At 71.8% G+C, this 15495-nt stretch carries 15 protein-coding genes and 1 pseudogene; 7 read left to right on the top strand and 9 right to left on the bottom strand.

From position 1 onward, the window contains the following. Positions 1-16: 16 nt before the first annotated feature. The 9 genes and pseudogenes from H537_RS56700 to H537_RS0106360 form a co-directional block, all read right to left on the bottom strand. Positions 17-244, bottom strand: a pseudogene (locus H537_RS56700) (alcohol dehydrogenase); the annotation flags it as partial. A gap of 152 nt (positions 245-396) precedes the next feature. Then, entirely contained in the window at positions 397-1530 is a 1134-nt protein-coding gene (locus tag H537_RS0106395) for a flavin monoamine oxidase family protein (RefSeq protein ID WP_028997227.1), read from the bottom strand. Between the two features lie 4 nt (positions 1531-1534). Then, positions 1535-2203 carry a cupin domain-containing protein gene (locus tag H537_RS0106390; RefSeq protein ID WP_028997226.1) on the bottom strand — a complete coding sequence of 223 codons (669 nt, stop codon included), beginning with the start codon at positions 2201-2203 and terminating at the stop codon, positions 1535-1537. A gap of 273 nt (positions 2204-2476) precedes the next feature. Next, positions 2477-3772, bottom strand: coding sequence for an amidase (locus H537_RS0106385; RefSeq protein WP_043458305.1), 1296 nt, complete (start codon positions 3770-3772; stop codon positions 2477-2479). A gap of 49 nt (positions 3773-3821) precedes the next feature. After that, on the bottom strand, positions 3822-4331 hold the full coding sequence (locus H537_RS41575) for a MarR family winged helix-turn-helix transcriptional regulator (protein ID WP_211234971.1): 510 nt from the start codon (positions 4329-4331) through the stop codon (positions 3822-3824). 126 nt (positions 4332-4457) lie between these two features. After that, positions 4458-5228 carry an ABC transporter ATP-binding protein gene (locus tag H537_RS0106375; protein WP_028997224.1) on the bottom strand — a complete coding sequence of 257 codons (771 nt, stop codon included), beginning with the start codon at positions 5226-5228 and terminating at the stop codon, positions 4458-4460. Then, a complete protein-coding gene (locus tag H537_RS0106370; protein WP_051242041.1) occupies positions 5225-7081 on the bottom strand; it encodes a branched-chain amino acid ABC transporter ATP-binding protein/permease in 1857 nt (618 codons plus the stop codon). Before H537_RS0106370 ends, H537_RS0106375 begins: the two co-directional genes overlap by 4 nt. Continuing rightward, on the bottom strand, positions 7078-8124 hold the full coding sequence (locus tag H537_RS0106365; protein ID WP_028997222.1) for a branched-chain amino acid ABC transporter permease: 1047 nt from the start codon (positions 8122-8124) through the stop codon (positions 7078-7080). The genes H537_RS0106370 and H537_RS0106365 overlap by 4 nt, the downstream gene beginning before the upstream one ends. 19 nt (positions 8125-8143) lie before the next feature. Beyond that, the gene (locus H537_RS0106360; RefSeq protein WP_084150481.1) at positions 8144-9295 is read right to left on the bottom strand and encodes an ABC transporter substrate-binding protein; all 1152 of its coding nucleotides are present in this window, start codon (positions 9293-9295) and stop codon (positions 8144-8146) included. A 398-nt stretch (positions 9296-9693) separates the two neighbouring features. On the opposite strand from H537_RS0106360, the gene H537_RS0106355 reads away from it, so the two are divergent. From H537_RS0106355 to H537_RS0106325, 7 genes are read left to right on the top strand one after another with little or no spacing between them, the layout of a single operon-like run. After that, entirely contained in the window at positions 9694-10866 is a 1173-nt protein-coding gene (locus H537_RS0106355) for an acyl-CoA dehydrogenase family protein (RefSeq protein ID WP_028997220.1), read from the top strand. Positions 10867-10912: 46 nt separating this feature from the next. Then, complete coding sequence (locus H537_RS41570; protein WP_051242039.1) at positions 10913-11323, top strand: hypothetical protein; 411 nt, start codon at positions 10913-10915, stop codon at positions 11321-11323. A gap of 14 nt (positions 11324-11337) precedes the next feature. Continuing rightward, positions 11338-11886, top strand: coding sequence for a nuclear transport factor 2 family protein (locus H537_RS0106345; RefSeq protein ID WP_084150480.1), 549 nt, complete (start codon positions 11338-11340; stop codon positions 11884-11886). Between the two features lie 32 nt (positions 11887-11918). Continuing rightward, positions 11919-13193, top strand: coding sequence for an aromatic ring-hydroxylating oxygenase subunit alpha (locus tag H537_RS0106340; protein WP_028997218.1), 1275 nt, complete (start codon positions 11919-11921; stop codon positions 13191-13193). 37 nt (positions 13194-13230) lie between these two features. Further along, a complete protein-coding gene (locus H537_RS0106335) occupies positions 13231-13707 on the top strand; it encodes an aromatic-ring-hydroxylating dioxygenase subunit beta (protein WP_028997217.1) in 477 nt (158 codons plus the stop codon). A 14-nt stretch (positions 13708-13721) separates the two neighbouring features. Then, on the top strand, positions 13722-14483 hold the full coding sequence (locus tag H537_RS0106330) for an SDR family NAD(P)-dependent oxidoreductase (protein ID WP_028997216.1): 762 nt from the start codon (positions 13722-13724) through the stop codon (positions 14481-14483). A gap of 23 nt (positions 14484-14506) precedes the next feature. Beyond that, positions 14507-15484: a PDR/VanB family oxidoreductase gene (locus H537_RS0106325; protein ID WP_028997215.1), complete on the top strand. Its 978-nt coding sequence runs from the start codon at positions 14507-14509 to the stop codon at positions 15482-15484. The last annotated feature ends 11 nt before the right edge of the window (positions 15485-15495 follow it).

Genomic DNA, 15495 nt, shown 5'->3' with positions numbered 1-15495 from the left:
TCTGCGGGCGGTTGGTTCAGGCCTGCGGGCCCATGGTCAGGACCATCCGGTACCTGGCTTGGCCGGACATCATCCGCCGGTACGCATCCAGCGCGTTTTCCAGCGGCATGGTTTCGATCAGCGGGCGGACGTCGGCCAGGACGCTGAAGTCCAGCGTCTTCTCGGACTCGAAGGGCGTGCCGGTGATGCTGCCTTGCACCATGTGCTCGCCGCCCACCAGTTGCCCGGGCAACACCGCCAGCGGCTCACGCCGCTTGATGACGCCGGCGTCCGCGCCGCAGATGCCACAGGCCTCGACCTGGATCAGCACCTCACCCGCGCCGGGCTGCGGCGTGTCCCGTTCGACCAGCTCCAGCAGGCCCGGCTCGCTCTCCTGCATCGCCCTGTAGCTCTTCTTCATGACTGTTCTCCGGAGATGACCGAACCGGTACCCAGCAGCGCCACCACGCCGAGCTGCGCAGCTTCCACGGCACCGGCGAGGTAGCCCGGAAACGAGGGCGACCACTCGCTGGCGATGCCGGTCAGGCGGCCGGCCCAGGGGCCGCTGGCCACAGCAGCGTCCGGGGCGGCGGCATGGTGGGCGGCGCCGTCCACGTCGGCGGCGGTCGCCGTGCAAGGGTCCAGCGCCCAGTCCTTGAGGGCGTCGGCCCGGGGCGTCGCGGCCTGCGGGCCGAACAAGCGGGCGAGCTGCGCGCGGCAGTGCGAGCGCAGCACGTCCTCGGGAATGTTCATGCGGGCCTGGGCCGGCACGCCGAGGAAGCCGAAAAGCGCGGCAGCGCCGCCCGGCATCGAGGCGTCGTGAATCTCGCCCAACGGCCCGGCCATGCTGCGGGCCTCACCCGACAGGCCCTGCCCGCGCCAGAACGGGGTGTCGTAGACGGCGACGTACTTGGCATGCGGCGCCATCCAGGTTGCTGTGTCCTGCCACTGCCGGGACAGGGCTTGCGGCAGCGCCGGCGCGAACGCCATGGTGGCCATGCACAGGCGCGGCGGCGCGGCCAGCAGCACGTGCTCGACCCGCCAGGAACTGACGATCCCGTGCACGTCCTCGGCTTCCAGCTCGACGTGTGGCCCGGTGCAGCGCAACCGCCGGACGTGCCGGCCGGTGACCAGGCGCGCGGGGTCCAGCTTGCGGCGCAAGGCGTCGGTCAGCGTCTCCATGCCGCCGTCCAGGCGCAGGGCCGACGGCGAGGAGGCATAGCCGCGCATGCGCATGGGACGTGCACCCGGTGAGCGCTCGACCACCATGTCGCCCGCCTCGTGCTGCTCGAAGACCTGGAGGCCGAGCTCCCGAACGAGCTGATCGAACCCGGGCTGCAGCTCGGGCCAGTACCAGGTGGGCCCCAGGTCGAAGCGGTCGAGGTTGCCGGGTGTGGCGGCGCCGCCGGCCGACAAGGACGCGATGCGGCCATTGAAGCGCTCGCGGGCCTCGATCAGCACGTAGTCCTGGACGCCCCGCTGCTCCAGCAGGAAGGCGGCATACAGGCCGCTGAGGCCACCGCCGACGATGGCGACTCGCGCAGTCCGCATGGCCTCACTCCCCCGCCATCACGCCGGCCAGATGGCCGGTCTTGAGGAACAGCGTGGCACCGGCGTCGCTGGCGGCGAGATCCGGATAGGCGCCCGCAGGCAGGCGAATCCAGGAACCCTGCGGGCAGCGCTGCCCGTCGAAACGCAGCTCGCCGGCGACCACCAGCAGCTCGGCGCTCTCCACGGCATGCTCAAACACGGGCGTCCCCGGCGCCAGGCGTTCCAGGGCAACGCGCTCGGTGCCGTCGGAGAACAGCGGGCAGACGTCCCGGTCCTGTGCGTGCCGCCAGGCGGACTCGGGGCGGGTGTCAATGCGCACGCTGCGGTTTTCGCCCGGCTTCATCTGCCAGAGCTTGACGAAGATGAGCGCGCCTTCGTCGCTGTACGGCTGGTGGGACGACCCCGGCGGATTGCGGAGGTACCAGCCAGCGGGGAAGTGCCCCTCCGCGTCGGAAAAGGTCCCGGAAAGCACAAGAATTTCTTCGCCACCGGGATGATCGTGCGCCGGAAAGCGGGAAGCCGGCGCGTAGCGCACGAGGCTGGTGGCGCGGGCCTTCTCGGTGCCGATGCGGTCGAGCATCACGCGCTCGACGCCGAGCTGCGGCGAGGGCGTCCATCGGTACTGGTCGGGCAGGACGACCACGGGTTGAGAGAAATCCGCATGGATGCGCATGGCGGCTCGTGCTTCAGAGCAGGCGCACAGGGACGCCGTTGATCAGGAGGCGGAAGGCCCGGGCGCGGCAGTCGCGCGCTAGGGCGTCCGGCGAAGCACCGCACTGTTCCAGTCTCCGGCACTGCCCGCAAACGAGAAAATCTTCTTCCTGCCCAAAGAAAATCTTTAGCGCCGTGAAGGCTCGTGTTTACCTTCGCTGGATAGACAACGGGTGGCGCGCCGCAAGGAAGGATCGGCCCCTGCAGCGCGCTGCACCGTCAAGGCAGCAGGTCTCTACAGGGTGAGCACCGCGTGCAGGCCCGCGGCGGCCACCAGCAGATCCCGCTCACGGCCCGGGTGTCCCACCAGCTGCAGGCCCACCGGCAGGCCCGTGGGTCCGAGCAGGCCGGGCACGTTGACGCAGGGCCATCCGAGCAGCGTCCACACGCGGCTGAACACAGGGTCGCCCGTGGCCGCCAGTCCTGCGGGCGCCTCGCCCGGAGCCGCGGGCACGACGAGCGCATCGAGCCCGTGCATGAGCTGCGCCACCTGCTGCCGGCCGGACTGCGCCAGCGCTTGCGCCTGGCTGTAGGCCGCTTCCGTCACCTCGTGCCCCGTGCTCAGCAGGGTGCGCAGCGCCTCGCTGAGCTGCGCCCGGTTCGCTTCGAACTCGCGTGACAGGCTGCGTGCCGCCTCGTAGGCCATCACGGTCTTCTGCGCCTGCATCAGGCCCGACAGGGCTTCGGGCAGCGCCAGCAGGGGCACGCGCATGCCGGCATCCGCCATGCGTGCCAGGCCGTCCTCCCATGCAGCGGCGCCGCCGGCATCGATGGCCGGCCATTCGTGGGTGCGGCAGGCCGCCAGGCGCAGCGAAGCCGGCGCAGGGCGGGGCAGCGGCTCGAAGGGTTGCCGCCGCAGCGCGCAGCGCATCAGCTCCAGGTCGTCGGCACTGCGCGCCAGCCAGCCCAGCGTGTCCAGCGACGGCGCAAAGGGTTTCACGCCTTCCAGGCTGAAGGCGCCGTGCGTGGGCTTGAGCGCGAAGACGCCGCAGTAGGAGGCCGGACGGATGAGCGAGCCCGCCGTCTGCGAGCCGAAGGCCAGCGGCACCATGCCCGACGCCACCGCGGCCGCGGAGCCGCTGGACGAGCCGCCGGGCGTGTGGCCGGCGCGCCAAGGATTCACCGTCGGCCCCGGCGTGAAGTAGGCGAATTCCGTGGTCACCGTCTTGCCCATCACCACGGCGCCTGCTTCGCGCGCCAGGCGTACCGCGCGCGCATCGGCCGCCGGACGGTGGCCGCGGTAGAGGGGCGAGCCGTGCCCGGTGGGCAGGTCGGCGGTATCGAAGATGTCCTTGACCGCCAGCGGCACGCCGGACAGGAGGCCCGGCGCCTCGCCGCCGGCCAGCCGCCGGTCCACGCCACGCGCGTGCGCCAGCGCCAGCTCGGGGTCGAAGCTTTCCCAGGCATGCAGTGCGGGCTCCAGGGCCTGGATGCGCTCGATGGCGGCGCGCGCGGCGTCCTCGGCGCTGCTCTTTCCGGCGAGCAGGGACGCGCGAACATCCACCGCGCTCGGTGCGTTCTCAATGATCATCGGTGAATCTCCCAAGGACCCGCGTGCCGCAGGTCGTGGTGTGGCGGCCTCAGGCCTTGGCCGCGGACCCTGGCCGGCGCAGCGCGCCGGCACTGGCCTCGCTGTGCCGCGGCGAGAGGTTGTCCAGGATCATGTGCAGCGATTCGTTGAGCCGCTTGACCTGGCCGGGCGTCATGCCCTCGAAGCTGCGCAGCACGATGTGCTGCGTGGCGATCTGGCCACGCTCGATGGCACGCTGGCCGGCCGGCGTGAGCGACACCACCGTGACCCGCGCGTCCTGCGTCGAGGTCGAGGTCTCGACCAGCCCTTCGTCCTTGATGCGGTAGACCGTCTTGGTCACGGTGGAGAGCTTGGCCACCGCGTGCAGCGCGATGTCGGACATGCTGCTGGTGCCCTGCTCCTTGAGGATCATGAGGATGCGCCAGGTGGGCACGTCCAGCGCCACGGCCTTGAGCGCCTTCTCCATCTCCAGCGTGTAGACGCCGTACACCCGCGCCAGCCAGTAGAACGGGTACTCCTCGCGGGCGAAGTCGGGGCTGGCGGGGTTGTAGCGGCTCACGGACGGCATGGTGTTCAAGGGTTGCCGGGACGCGGGCGCGTCCCCGCGGCATCTTAGCCGCCCGCCCCCGGCGGTCCGGCCGGGGCGGCAGGGCCGGCACGCGGCCCGGAACGAACACGCGCCGCCTCATGCCACCAGCCGGTCCTGGTGCGCGCCCATGCCCAGGTAGGCCTCGACGATGCGCGGGTCGCCGGCCAGCGTGTGGGCCTCGCCTTCCACCACCACGCGGCCCAGCTCCAGCACGTAGCCGCGCTGCGCCAGCCGCAGCGCCGCGCGGGCGTTCTGCTCCACCAGCAGGATGGCCACGCCGCGCCGGCGCAGCGTGTCGATGATGCGGAAGATGTCGTGCACGATCAGCGGCGCCAGCCCCAGGCTGGGCTCGTCGAGCATCAGCAGGCGCGGCCGGCCCATGAGCGCGCGGCCCAGCGCCAGCATCTGCCGCTCGCCGCCCGAGAGTGTGGCCGCGGCCTGGTGCCGGCGCTCCTTCAGGCGCGGGAACAGCTCGTAGACCTCCTCCAGCGCCTGGCCGCGCCGCTGCGCGGCGTCGGCCAGGAAGCGGTAGGCGCCCAGCTCCAGGTTGTCCAGCACGCTCATGCTGCCGAACAGCGCGCGCTGCTCCGGCACGAGCGCCAGCCCGCGCGCCACGCGCGCGCCGATCTGGCCCGCGGGCAAGGCTTCGCCCGCGAAGCGGATCTCGCCGCCCCGCGGCGGCAACGCGCCCATCAGCGCGTTGAGCAGCGTGCTCTTGCCCGCGCCGTTGGGGCCGATGACGGTCACGATCTCGCCCGCGTGCACGCGCAACGACACGCCGGCCAGCGCCTCGATGCGGCCGTAGGCCACGCTCAGGTCCCGCACGTCGAGCAGGACCTCGGCTTGAGAAGAAGTCGTTGCGCTCACAGCTCGGCTCCCAGATACGCTTCCAGCACCTTCGGATGGCGCTGCACCTCGGCCGGCGGACCTTCGACGATCTTCTCGCCGAAGACCATCACCGCCACCCGGTCCACCAGGCTCATCACGAAGTCCATGTCGTGCTCCACCAGCACCACCGCCAGGCCTTCGCCGCGCAGGCGGTTCAGCAGCTCGGCCAGCGCCTGCTTCTCCTGCAGCCGCAGGCCCGCGGCCGGCTCGTCCAGCAGCAGCACCGACGGGTCGGCGCACAGTGCGCGCGCGATCTCCAGCAGCCGCTGCTGCCCCAGCGCCAGGCTGCCGGCCTCCTGCTGCGCCAGCGCGCCCAGCCCGACGCGGTCGAGCTGGCGCCGCGCCTCGGCCAGCAGCCGCGCCTCCTCGGCGCGGTCCAGCCGCAGCGCGCTGCGCAGCAGCCCCGCGCTGCCGCGCAGGTGCGCGCCCAGCGCCACGTTGTCCAGCACGCTCATGCCGGGCAGCAGCTTCACGTGCTGGAAGGTGCGCGACAGGCCCGCCTCGGCCAGGCGCCGCGGCGACCAGCCCACCACGCTCCGGCCCAGGAAGCGCACCTCGCCGGCAGTGGGACGGTCCACGCAGGAGAGCTGGTTGAACAGCGTGCTCTTGCCCGCGCCGTTGGGCCCGATCACGGCCAGGATCTCGCCGGCGCGCACTTCCAGGTCCACGTCGCGGTTGGCCACCAGCCCGCCGAAGCGGCGGGTCAGGCCGCGTACCTGCAGCACCAGCGAGCCGCGCGCCGGCATGGCGCGCCGCGGCAGCGGCGGTGCAGAGGGCACGGGCCCGGCAGCAGCACCGTCCGCGGCACCCGAAGCCCGATGCTGGCGCAACCGGCCCCACAGCCCCTCGGGCGCCTTGTGCATCAGCACGATGATCAGCAGCCCGAACACGATGGCCTCGTAGTTGCCGCCCTGCCCCAGCAGCCGCGGCAGCCAGTCCTGCAGGAAGTCGCGCGCCAGCGTCACCAGCGTGGCGCCGGCCAGGGCGCCCCACAGGTGGCCCACGCCGCCCAGCAGCGCCATGAACAGCACGTCGATGCCCGCGCCCAGGCTGAAGGGCGCCGGGCTGACGAAGCGCTGCTCCATCGCGTACAGCCAGCCCGACGTGCAGGCCAGCAGCGCCGACAGCACGAAGGCCGTCAGTTTCACCTGCAGCACCGGCACGCCCATGGACTCGGCCATGGCCTGCCCGCCGTTGAGCGCGCGCAGGGCGCGGCCGGTGCGGGAGTCCAGCAGGTGGTGCGCCAGCACCAGCGCCAGGCCCAGCGCGGCCCAGATCGGCACCGCCATCTCCTGCGGCTGGTCCAGGGTCCAGCCGCCGATGCGCAGCGCCGGCAAGCCGGTGATGCCGGTGTGCCCACCCAGCGGCTCCAGGGTGCCGAACAGGTAATAGAGCGCCAGCGCCCAGCAGATGGTGCCCAGCGGCAGGTAGTGGCCCGACAGGCGCAGCGTCAGCAGCCCCAGCACGCCGGCGATGGCCAGCGTGAGCAGCAGTGCCGCCGGCAGCGCCAGCCAGGGCGAGCCGGCCAGCGGCGCCAGCGCCGCGGGCACGCCGCTGCCCGCGGTGAGCCAGGCCGCCGTGTAGGCGCCCAGGCCCAGGAACGCGGCTTGGCCGAAGCTGGTCATGCCGCAGACGCCGGTGAGCAGCACCAGGCCCAGCGTGGACATGGCGGCCAGCCCGACGTGGTTGAGCAGCGTCACCTGGAAGGCCGGCAGCCACGGCGTCGCCAGCAGCACGGCCGCCATGGGCAGCAGCAGCCACAGCGCCGACCGCGCGCGCAGCCGCTGGCGCCAGGGGGCCCGGGTCACCGGGCTGGACAGCACCGCGCTCATGCGTGCTCCTCCTCGACACGGCCCGCCGACAGCGAGCGCCACAACAGGAACGGCAGGATCAGCGTGAACACGATCACTTCCTTGAAGGCACTGGCCCAGAACGTTGAGAAAGCTTCCACCAGGCCCACGCCCAGCGCCCCCAGCGCGCCCACCGGGAAGCTCACCAGGCCGCCGACCACGGCGCCCACGAAGCCCTTGAGGCTGATGAGGAAGCCGGAGTCGTAATAGAGCGTGGTCAGCGGCGCGATCAGCACGCCCGAGAGCGCGCCGATGAGCGCGGCCAGCGCGAAGCAGCTGCGCCCGGCCTGGGCGGGCGAGATGCCCATGAGCTGCGCGCCGAGCCGGCTCACGGCCGTGGCGCGCAGCGCCTTGCCGCGCAGGCTGCGCTCGAAATAGAGGAACAGCCCCGCGATCAGCGCCAGCGTCACTGCCAGCACCCACAGCGTCTGCGACTTGAGCATGACCGGGCCGAGCTGCAGCCCGACCTCGGAGAAGGGCTCCGTGCGCGCGCCCTCGGCACCGAACATCAGCAGCGCCACACCCACCAGCACCACGTGCAGCGCGATGGAGACGATCAGCAGCACCAGCCCGTGAGCGGCGGCGATGGGGCGGAAGCACAGGTCGTACAGCCAGGGGCCCAGCGGCACGACGAGGGCCAGCGTCAGGGCCACCTGCGCCAGCAGGGGCAGCGAGGCCTGCGCGGCCCAGCGCGTGAGCGCCAGCAGCGCCAGCGCGTAGAGCAGGCCGCGGGCATCGCGCCAGCGCAGCGGGCCGTCCTCGCAGGCGGCGCCGCGGCGGGACTCCCAGGCGCGCTGCAGGAAGTGCAGCAGCGCCACGCCGAAGACCAGCCACGCCAGGCGCGGCGCCTGGCCGGCCTGCAGCGCGGCCATGGTCATGGCGCCGAAGGTGACGAACTCCCCCTGGGGCACGAGCAGCACCCGGGTGACGGTGAAGACCAGCACGATCGACAGGGCCAGCAGCGCGTACACCGCGCCGTTGGTCATGCCGTCCTGGCCCAGCAGCAGGGCAATCTGCAGGTTCATGGCTTGCGGTGCCCGGGGCTTACTTGAGCAGCGCCCACTTGCCGTTCTTCACGGTGATGAGCTCGCGGCCACGGTCGTCGAAGCCGCTGTGGTCCGAGGCGCTGAGGTTGTAGACGCCCTGCGTGGCGGGCAGCTCCTTGACCTGCTCGATGGCGTCGCGCAGTGCGCTGCGGAAGGCCGGCGTGCCGGGCTTGCCGGCCTTGAGCGCCTTGGGAATGGCCGCCTGCAGCAGCAGCCCGGCGTCGAAGACGTTGGCGCCGAAGGTCGCGGGCACGGTGCCATGCAGCTTCTGGTAGGCCGCCACGTAGCCGCCGGCGATCTGCTTGGACGGATGGCTGTCGGGAACCTGGTCCAGCACCAGCATCGCGCTGGCGGCCAGGATGGTGCCCTCCACCTTCTTGCCGCCGAGCTTGAGGAAGTCCGGCAGTGCCGCGCCGTGGGTCTGGTAGACCTTGCCGCGGTAGCCCTGGTCCACCAGCGTGGTCTGCGGCAGCACCGCGGAGCTGCCCGGCGCGGCGATCAGCACCGCATCCGGCGCGGCGGAGAGCACCTTGAGGCTCTGCGCGGTGAGCGAGGTGTCCTGGCGCTGGAAGCGCTCGGTGGCGGCGACCTTGATGCCCGAGTCGGTCGCCATGGCGCCGAACACCTTGAGCCAGTTGTCGCCGTAGGGGTCGGCCGTGCCGATGAAGCCCACCGACTTCACCTTGGCCGCCACCATGTGCTGCACCAGGGCGCGGGCGATGAGGTCGTCGTTCTGCGTGGTCTTGAAGACCCATTTCTTCTGCTCGTTCATGGGCAGTACCACGGCGGCCGTGCCCACCGGCGCGAACATGGGCACGCCGGCCTCGGCCACGAACTGGATCACGCCCATGGCGTTGGGCGAGCCGCTGGGGCCGATGAGCGCATCGACCTTGTGCTCGTTGATGAGCTTTTTCACGGCCGCCACCGAGGCCGTCGGGTCGCTGGCGTCGTCCAGCGAGATGTACTCGACCGTCTGCCCGGCCACCTGCGTGGGCAGCAGCGGCACGGTGTTCTTCTGCGGCAGGCCCACCAGCGCGATCGGGCCGGTGGAGGAGGACACGACGCCCACCTTGATCTGCGCCTGCGCGGCGGTGGACAGCACCAGCACGCTGGCCAGCAGGAAGGGGCGGAAGGACAGGGACTTCGGCATCGGGGGACTCCGTGGCGCCGCGGCGCCGGGTGGAACACGAGAGCGGCCAGGGAGGACGGCCGCGCCGCTTCCCCTGTGCAGCAATCGTGCCACTTTTCACGTAATTACCCGAACCCGCATTTACCCTAGATCAAGCCCGCGCCCGCCCTCCTCGGACCGCACCGGCAAAGCCATGTGCAGACGCCAAATCGCTCCGACACAGCGCAGATGCTTGTCGCGCCGTGGTTTTCACCAATTGCGTGCGTTCGCGCCCCGTTGGGCGGCATCCAGCGAATAAACGCGCACCGGACTGGCGCTTTTTGAGGACGTTCAATTTTTTACTTGACTTTTCACGTAATCAGCTTCTATTGTTGCGCCCCATCCGACGACCACTTTTTCCGCCGCGACCGGAGAACCCGATGACCTTGCTGAACCTGGAGCGCACGAGCGCATCGCCCGGGCCTGAGCCCAAGAGCCCCGCCTCGCTGGACCTGCTGTGCAGCGACATCCGCCGCCGCCGCCAGGAGTTCACGCGGCTGCGCCACATCGCGCCGGACGTCATCGAGCGCTTCATTGAGGTGGGCGTGTACCGCGCGCTGGTGCCGCGCGCCTTCGGCGGCGACCAGAAGTCGCCGCGCGAGTTCTGCGAGCTGGTCGAGACCCTGTCGCAGGCCGACGGCTCCGCCGGCTGGGTGGCGAGCTTCGGCATGGCCGTGACCTACCTGGCGGCGCTGCCGCCGGCCACCTTCGCGCAGATCTATGCCGGCGGCCCGGACGTGGTGTTTGCCGGCGGCATCTTTCCGCCGCAGCGCGCGCCACGCGTTGAGGGGGGGTTCGAAGTCAGCGGGCGCTGGAGCTTTGCCAGCGGCTGCATGGGCGCGCAGCTCATCGGCGTGGGCATCGCGCCGGCGGAGGGCGAGAAGTCCGGCCTGCCGCGCATGGCGGTGATGCCGCGCGAGAAGGCGCGCATCGAGCTGGCGTGGGAGGTGTCCGGACTGGTGGGCACGGGCAGCCACGACGTGGTGGTCGATCGCGTGGTGGTGCCCGAGGAATGGACCTTCGTGCGCGGCAGCGCCTCGCAGCGCGAGGAGCCGATGTTCCGCTACCCCACGCTGTCCTTCGCGGCGCAGGTGCTGTCCGTCGTCGGGCTGGGCATCGCGCGCGGCGCCATCGAGGAGCTGCGCGCGATGGCCGCGGGGCGTGTCTCCGTCACCGGCGCGCCGCGCCTGGCCGACCGGCCGCAGGTGCAGCTGGAGCTGGGCCGCGCCGAGGCACAGCTGCGCGCGGCGCGCGCCTTCTTCTATGCCGCCATCGACGAGGCCTGGGAGGTGCTGCTCAAGGGCGACGCGCTCAGCCCGGAGCAGGTCAGCATGTTGCGGCTGTCATCCACCCACGCGGCGCGCACCGGCGCGGAAGTCGCCCGCAGCGTGCAGCTGCTCACCGGCATGACCGGCGTGTACGACGCCAGCCCCATCTCGCAGCAGGTGCGCGACAGCCACGTGCTGACCCAGCACGCCTTCATGGGCGACATCACCTACCAGAACGCCGGCGCGATGTTGTTCGGCCAGGCCCCGCTGCCGGGCTACCTCTGAGCCCCGCCTCTAACCCTTCTTCTTCCGACCCCCTTCAAGGACCCGCATGAGCTCCACCCCCGTGAAACCGCTGCGCACGCTGTTCTGCATCGGCATCAACCAGAACTTCTTCGACGCCGGCCCCGAGGAGGCCAAGGCCGTGTGGCTGGCCTTCGGCCGCATGATGAACGGCATCGGCGCGCTGCCCGGCGTGAAGGTGCTGGGCAACATGGACGACGACCAGTCCATGGTCGGCCCCTCCACCACCTCTCCCTGGACCTGCTACGTGCTGGCCGACGTGCCCGACGTGCAGACCGTGCACGCCGCGTGCAACCTGCTGCGCACCATCGTCGTGGGCGACGGCCCCTACAAGCTCTGGAAGTACGCGCGCATCGAGGCCCGCATGGGGCGCGAGCTGGTCGTGCCGCCGGAGCTGCTGGCGCAGCCGGCGCCGGCTTCCGCGGCCGTCGCGGCTTGAGGCGGGAGGCTGCCGTGACCACGCCGCAGGCCCTAGAGAGCCGCCTGGCGCAGCTGGAAGCCCGGCTGCGCCGCTTCGAGGACGCCGACGCCATCCGCGCCTGCGTCACGCGCTACATGGCGCTGTGCGACCGGCTCGATGCGTCCACGTCGCTGCACGAGCTGCTGGACTGCTTCACCGAGGACGCCCTGTGGGCCGGCAAGGGCGCGCGCTACGGCGCGAGCTTCGGCGGGCACCAAGGCCGCGAGGCGATCGGCGCCATGTTCGGCCGCTACATGCGCACGCCGGCGCACTTCGCGCTCAACGTGCACTTCCTCACCAGCGAGCACATCGTGCCCACCGGCGAGGACAGCGCCGACGCCGAGTGGGTGATGTTGCAGACCTCCACCTTCGCCGACGGCGCCTCGCACCTCAACGCCGCGCGGCTGCAGCTGGGCATGGCCCGCTGCGCCGACGGCCGCTGGCGCATCGCGCGCTTCCAGACCGAGAACCTGTTCAGCCGCCCGGTGAGCCACTGGCACAGCGACGCCCCGCTGCCCGTGCCCGCCGCGCAAGCCGCCTGAGCATTTATCCACCTTCAGACCCCGCCTCCACGATGAACGCCCCGATTGCTCCCCTGACCTTCCAGCGCCCGCTGGCCGACCTCGTGCGCGAGGACCGCGTGCACACCTCGCTCTACACCGACCCGCTGATCTTCGAGCAGGAGATGGACCGCATCTTCCGCAACTGCTGGGTGTGGGTGGCGCATGCCAGCGAGCTGCCCGACCCCGGCAGCTTCAAGACCCACTGGGTCGGCAGCGAGCCGGTGATCGTGGTGCGCGACCGCAAGAACCAGGTGCACGTGCTGCTCAACCGCTGCCGCCACCGCGCCGCTACCGTGTGCGAGCACAAGAAGGGCAAGACCGCCAGCTTCGTGTGCCCGTACCACGGCTGGGCCTACGCGCTGGACGGCTCGCTGCGCGGCGTGCCGCACCCCGAGAGCTATGGCGACTGCCTGGACAAGGGCGAGTTCCCGCTGGTGAGCCTGCGCGTGGAGCAGTACGCCGGGATGATCTTCGCCACCTTCCGCGACGACATCGAGCCGCTGCAGCAGTGGCTGGGCCCGGCCAGGAAGTGGATCGACCTGTTCATGAAGCAGGGCGCGGGCTACCCCGTGAAGGTCGCCGGCGAGCACCGCTTCCGCTTCCCCGGCAACTGGAAGATCCAGCTGGAGAACACCACCGACGCCTACCACTTCCCGCTGGTGCACAAGAGCTTCCTCAGCTCGGTGGACCCGCAGACCGAGCGCATGCTCGACTTCGTGGGCGGCCCGGGCTACGTCGAGGACCTGGGCAACGGGCACAGCGTGATGGTGATGATCCCGGAGCTGGTGGACCTGGAAGCCAATCTGGACGACCCCGTCCCCGCGCGCTTCGAGGAGCTGGCGCAGGCGCTGCGCGACGAGGGACATGAGGAGGCGCAGGTGCGGCGCATCGTGCGCGCCGTGGGCGGCTCGGGTTTCAACCTCAACCTGTTCCCCAACATCGCCTGCTCGATGGCGTTCTTCCGCGTGCTGCAGCCGGTGGCGGTGAACGAGACCGAGATCCACCACGCCGTCATCACCATGGACGGCGGCCCGGCCGTGGCCAACCAAGCGCGGCTGCGGCTGCACGAGCACTTCCAGGGCCCGATGGGCTTCGGCACGCCCGACGACTCCGAGGCGTGGGAGCGGGTGCAGAAGGGCTCCAGCGCGGGGCGCGACCTGTGGATCCTGCTCAACCGCGGCCTGCCCGGCGAGCGCCTCACCGCCGACGGCCGCGCCGGCGACGTCAGCGCCGAGACCGGCATGCGCGCCGCCTACCAGCAGTGGAAGAAGCTGATGACGGCCTGAGCCGCCCGCACCCGAGCAACCCCCCATCCCCAGCACCATGAACCTCGACCTTCTCTACAGCGCCACCGCCTTCGTCTGGGCGGAGGCCGACATGCTCGACCATGCCGAGTACGCCGCCTGGCTCGACCTCTGGACGCCCGATGGGCTCTACATCGTGCCCATCGACCCGGCCACCGAAGACTTCGCCAACACGCTCAACTACGCCCACGACGACGCCGACATGCGCGCCAAGCGCGTGGCGCGGCTCACCAGCGGCGAGTCCGTCTCCACCCAGCCGCGCGCGCGCACCGTGCGCAACGTCTCGCGGCTGCGCGTGCTCGGCGACGCGGGCGGCGTGCTCACGCTGCGCGGCGCGCAGGACCTGCGCGACTTCCGCAAGGCCTGCTTCCACCAGCACACCGCCGACGTGACCTGGGAGCTGGAGCGCAACGGCAGCGGCTGGCGCATCCGCCGCAAGGTGGTGCGGCTGATCAACTCGGCCGACACGCTCACCAGCGTGGGGTACCTGCTGTGAACCGCAAGGCCTTCATGAGCGACGCCGACGCCACGGCGCTGCCCGTCGCGCTGGTCACCGGCGCCGCGGCCGGCCTGGGCCGCCACATCGCCGAGGAGCTGCATGCCGCGGGCTACCGCGTCGCGCTCAGCGACCGCGACGGCGAGGCCGCGCAGCGCGCCGCCGCCGAGCTGGACCCGTCCGGCGCCACGGCCTGCGGCCTCGCGCTGGACGTGCTGCAGCGCGGCCACTTCGAGGCCGCGCTGGACCGGCTGCGCAACGCCTGGGCCGTGCCGCAGGTGCTGGTCAACAACGCCGCGCTCACGCTCACGACGCCGGTGATGCAGATCACGCCGGAGGAGTTCTCGCAGGTGCTGGACATCAACCTGCGCGGCACCTTCCTGGGCTGCCAGGTGCTGGGGCAGGCCATGGCCGAGGCCGGCTTCGGCCGCATCGTCAACCTGGCCTCGCTGGCGGGCCAGAACGGCGGCACGGCCTCGGGGGCGCACTACGCCTCGTCCAAGGCCGGCATCCTGACGCTGACCAAGATCTTCGCCCGCGAGCTGGCCTCGCGCGGCGTGACCGTCAACGCCGTGGCGCCGGGCCCGCTGGAGCTGCCCTCGGTGCGCGCCGCGGTGCCGGCCGAGCGGCTGGAGCAGTTGACGAAGCAGATTCCCGTGCAGCGCCTGGGCAACCCGCGCTTCATCGCCCGGCTGGTGGTGCTGCTGGCCTCGGCCGAGGCCGACTCCGCCACCGGCGCGGCCTGGGACGTCAACGGCGGCATCTTCATGCGCTGACCGCTCTGCAGGAGTCCACACCCATGAGCACGCAATCTCTCATCGACGTGGTGGTGCGCCACCGCGAGCTCCAGGGCCAGGCCGTGGCGGTGCTGACCCTGGCCGATCCGGCCGGCGCGCCGCTGCCGCCCTTCAGCGCCGGCGCCCACGTGGACCTGCACCTGCCCGGCGGGCTGGTGCGGCCCTACTCCCTGTGCAGCAACCCCGGCGAGCGCCGCGCCTACCGGCTGGGCGTGCTGCAGGACCCGGCCTCGCGCGGCGGCTCCGTGGCCGTGCACCGCGAGCTGCGCGAGGGCACGCGGCTGCGCATCAGCGCGCCGCGCAACCACTTCCCGCTGGCCGAGGCGGCGCCCTACAGCGTGCTGGTGGGCGGCGGCATCGGCATCACGCCGATGCTGGCCATGGCGTGGACGCTGCACGCGGCGGGCACCGCCTTCGAGCTGCACTACTGCGCCCGCAGCCGCACCCAGGCGGCCTTCCTGGACGAGATCGCCGCCGCGCCCTGGGCGCAGCGGGTGCACCTGCACTTCGACGACGACGGGGCGCCGCAGCGGCTGGACGCCGCCGCGGTGCTGCGCGCCGCGCCGGCCGGCCGCCACCTCTACGTCTGCGGGCCCAGCGGCTTCATGGACTGGGTGATGGGCGAGGCGGCGCAGGCCGGCCTGGACAGCGCGCAGATCCACCGCGAGTACTTCGCCGCGCCCACCGCGGGCACCGCCTCGACAGGCGAAGACCCAGCTTTCGAGCTGGTGGCCCAGCGCAGCGGCAAGACCGTGCGCGTGGCGCCGCAGCAGTCGCTGCTGGACGCGCTCAAGGGCCTGGGCATCGAGGTGCCCGTGTCCTGCGAGCAGGGCGTGTGCGGCACCTGCGCCTGCACCGTGCTCGAAGGCGAGCCGGAGCACCGCGACGCCTACCTCACGGACGAGGAGCGCGCCGCCAACGACCAGATCCTGGTCTGCTGCTCGCGCGCGCGCTCGCCGCGACTGGTGCTGGACCTTTGAGCCCGGGAGAA

The sequence above is a fragment of the Azohydromonas australica DSM 1124 genome (assembly GCF_000430725.1).
GTDB lineage: Bacteria > Pseudomonadota > Gammaproteobacteria > Burkholderiales > Burkholderiaceae_C > Azohydromonas > Azohydromonas australica.
This window is presented reverse-complemented; position numbering and strand designations above follow the sequence as displayed.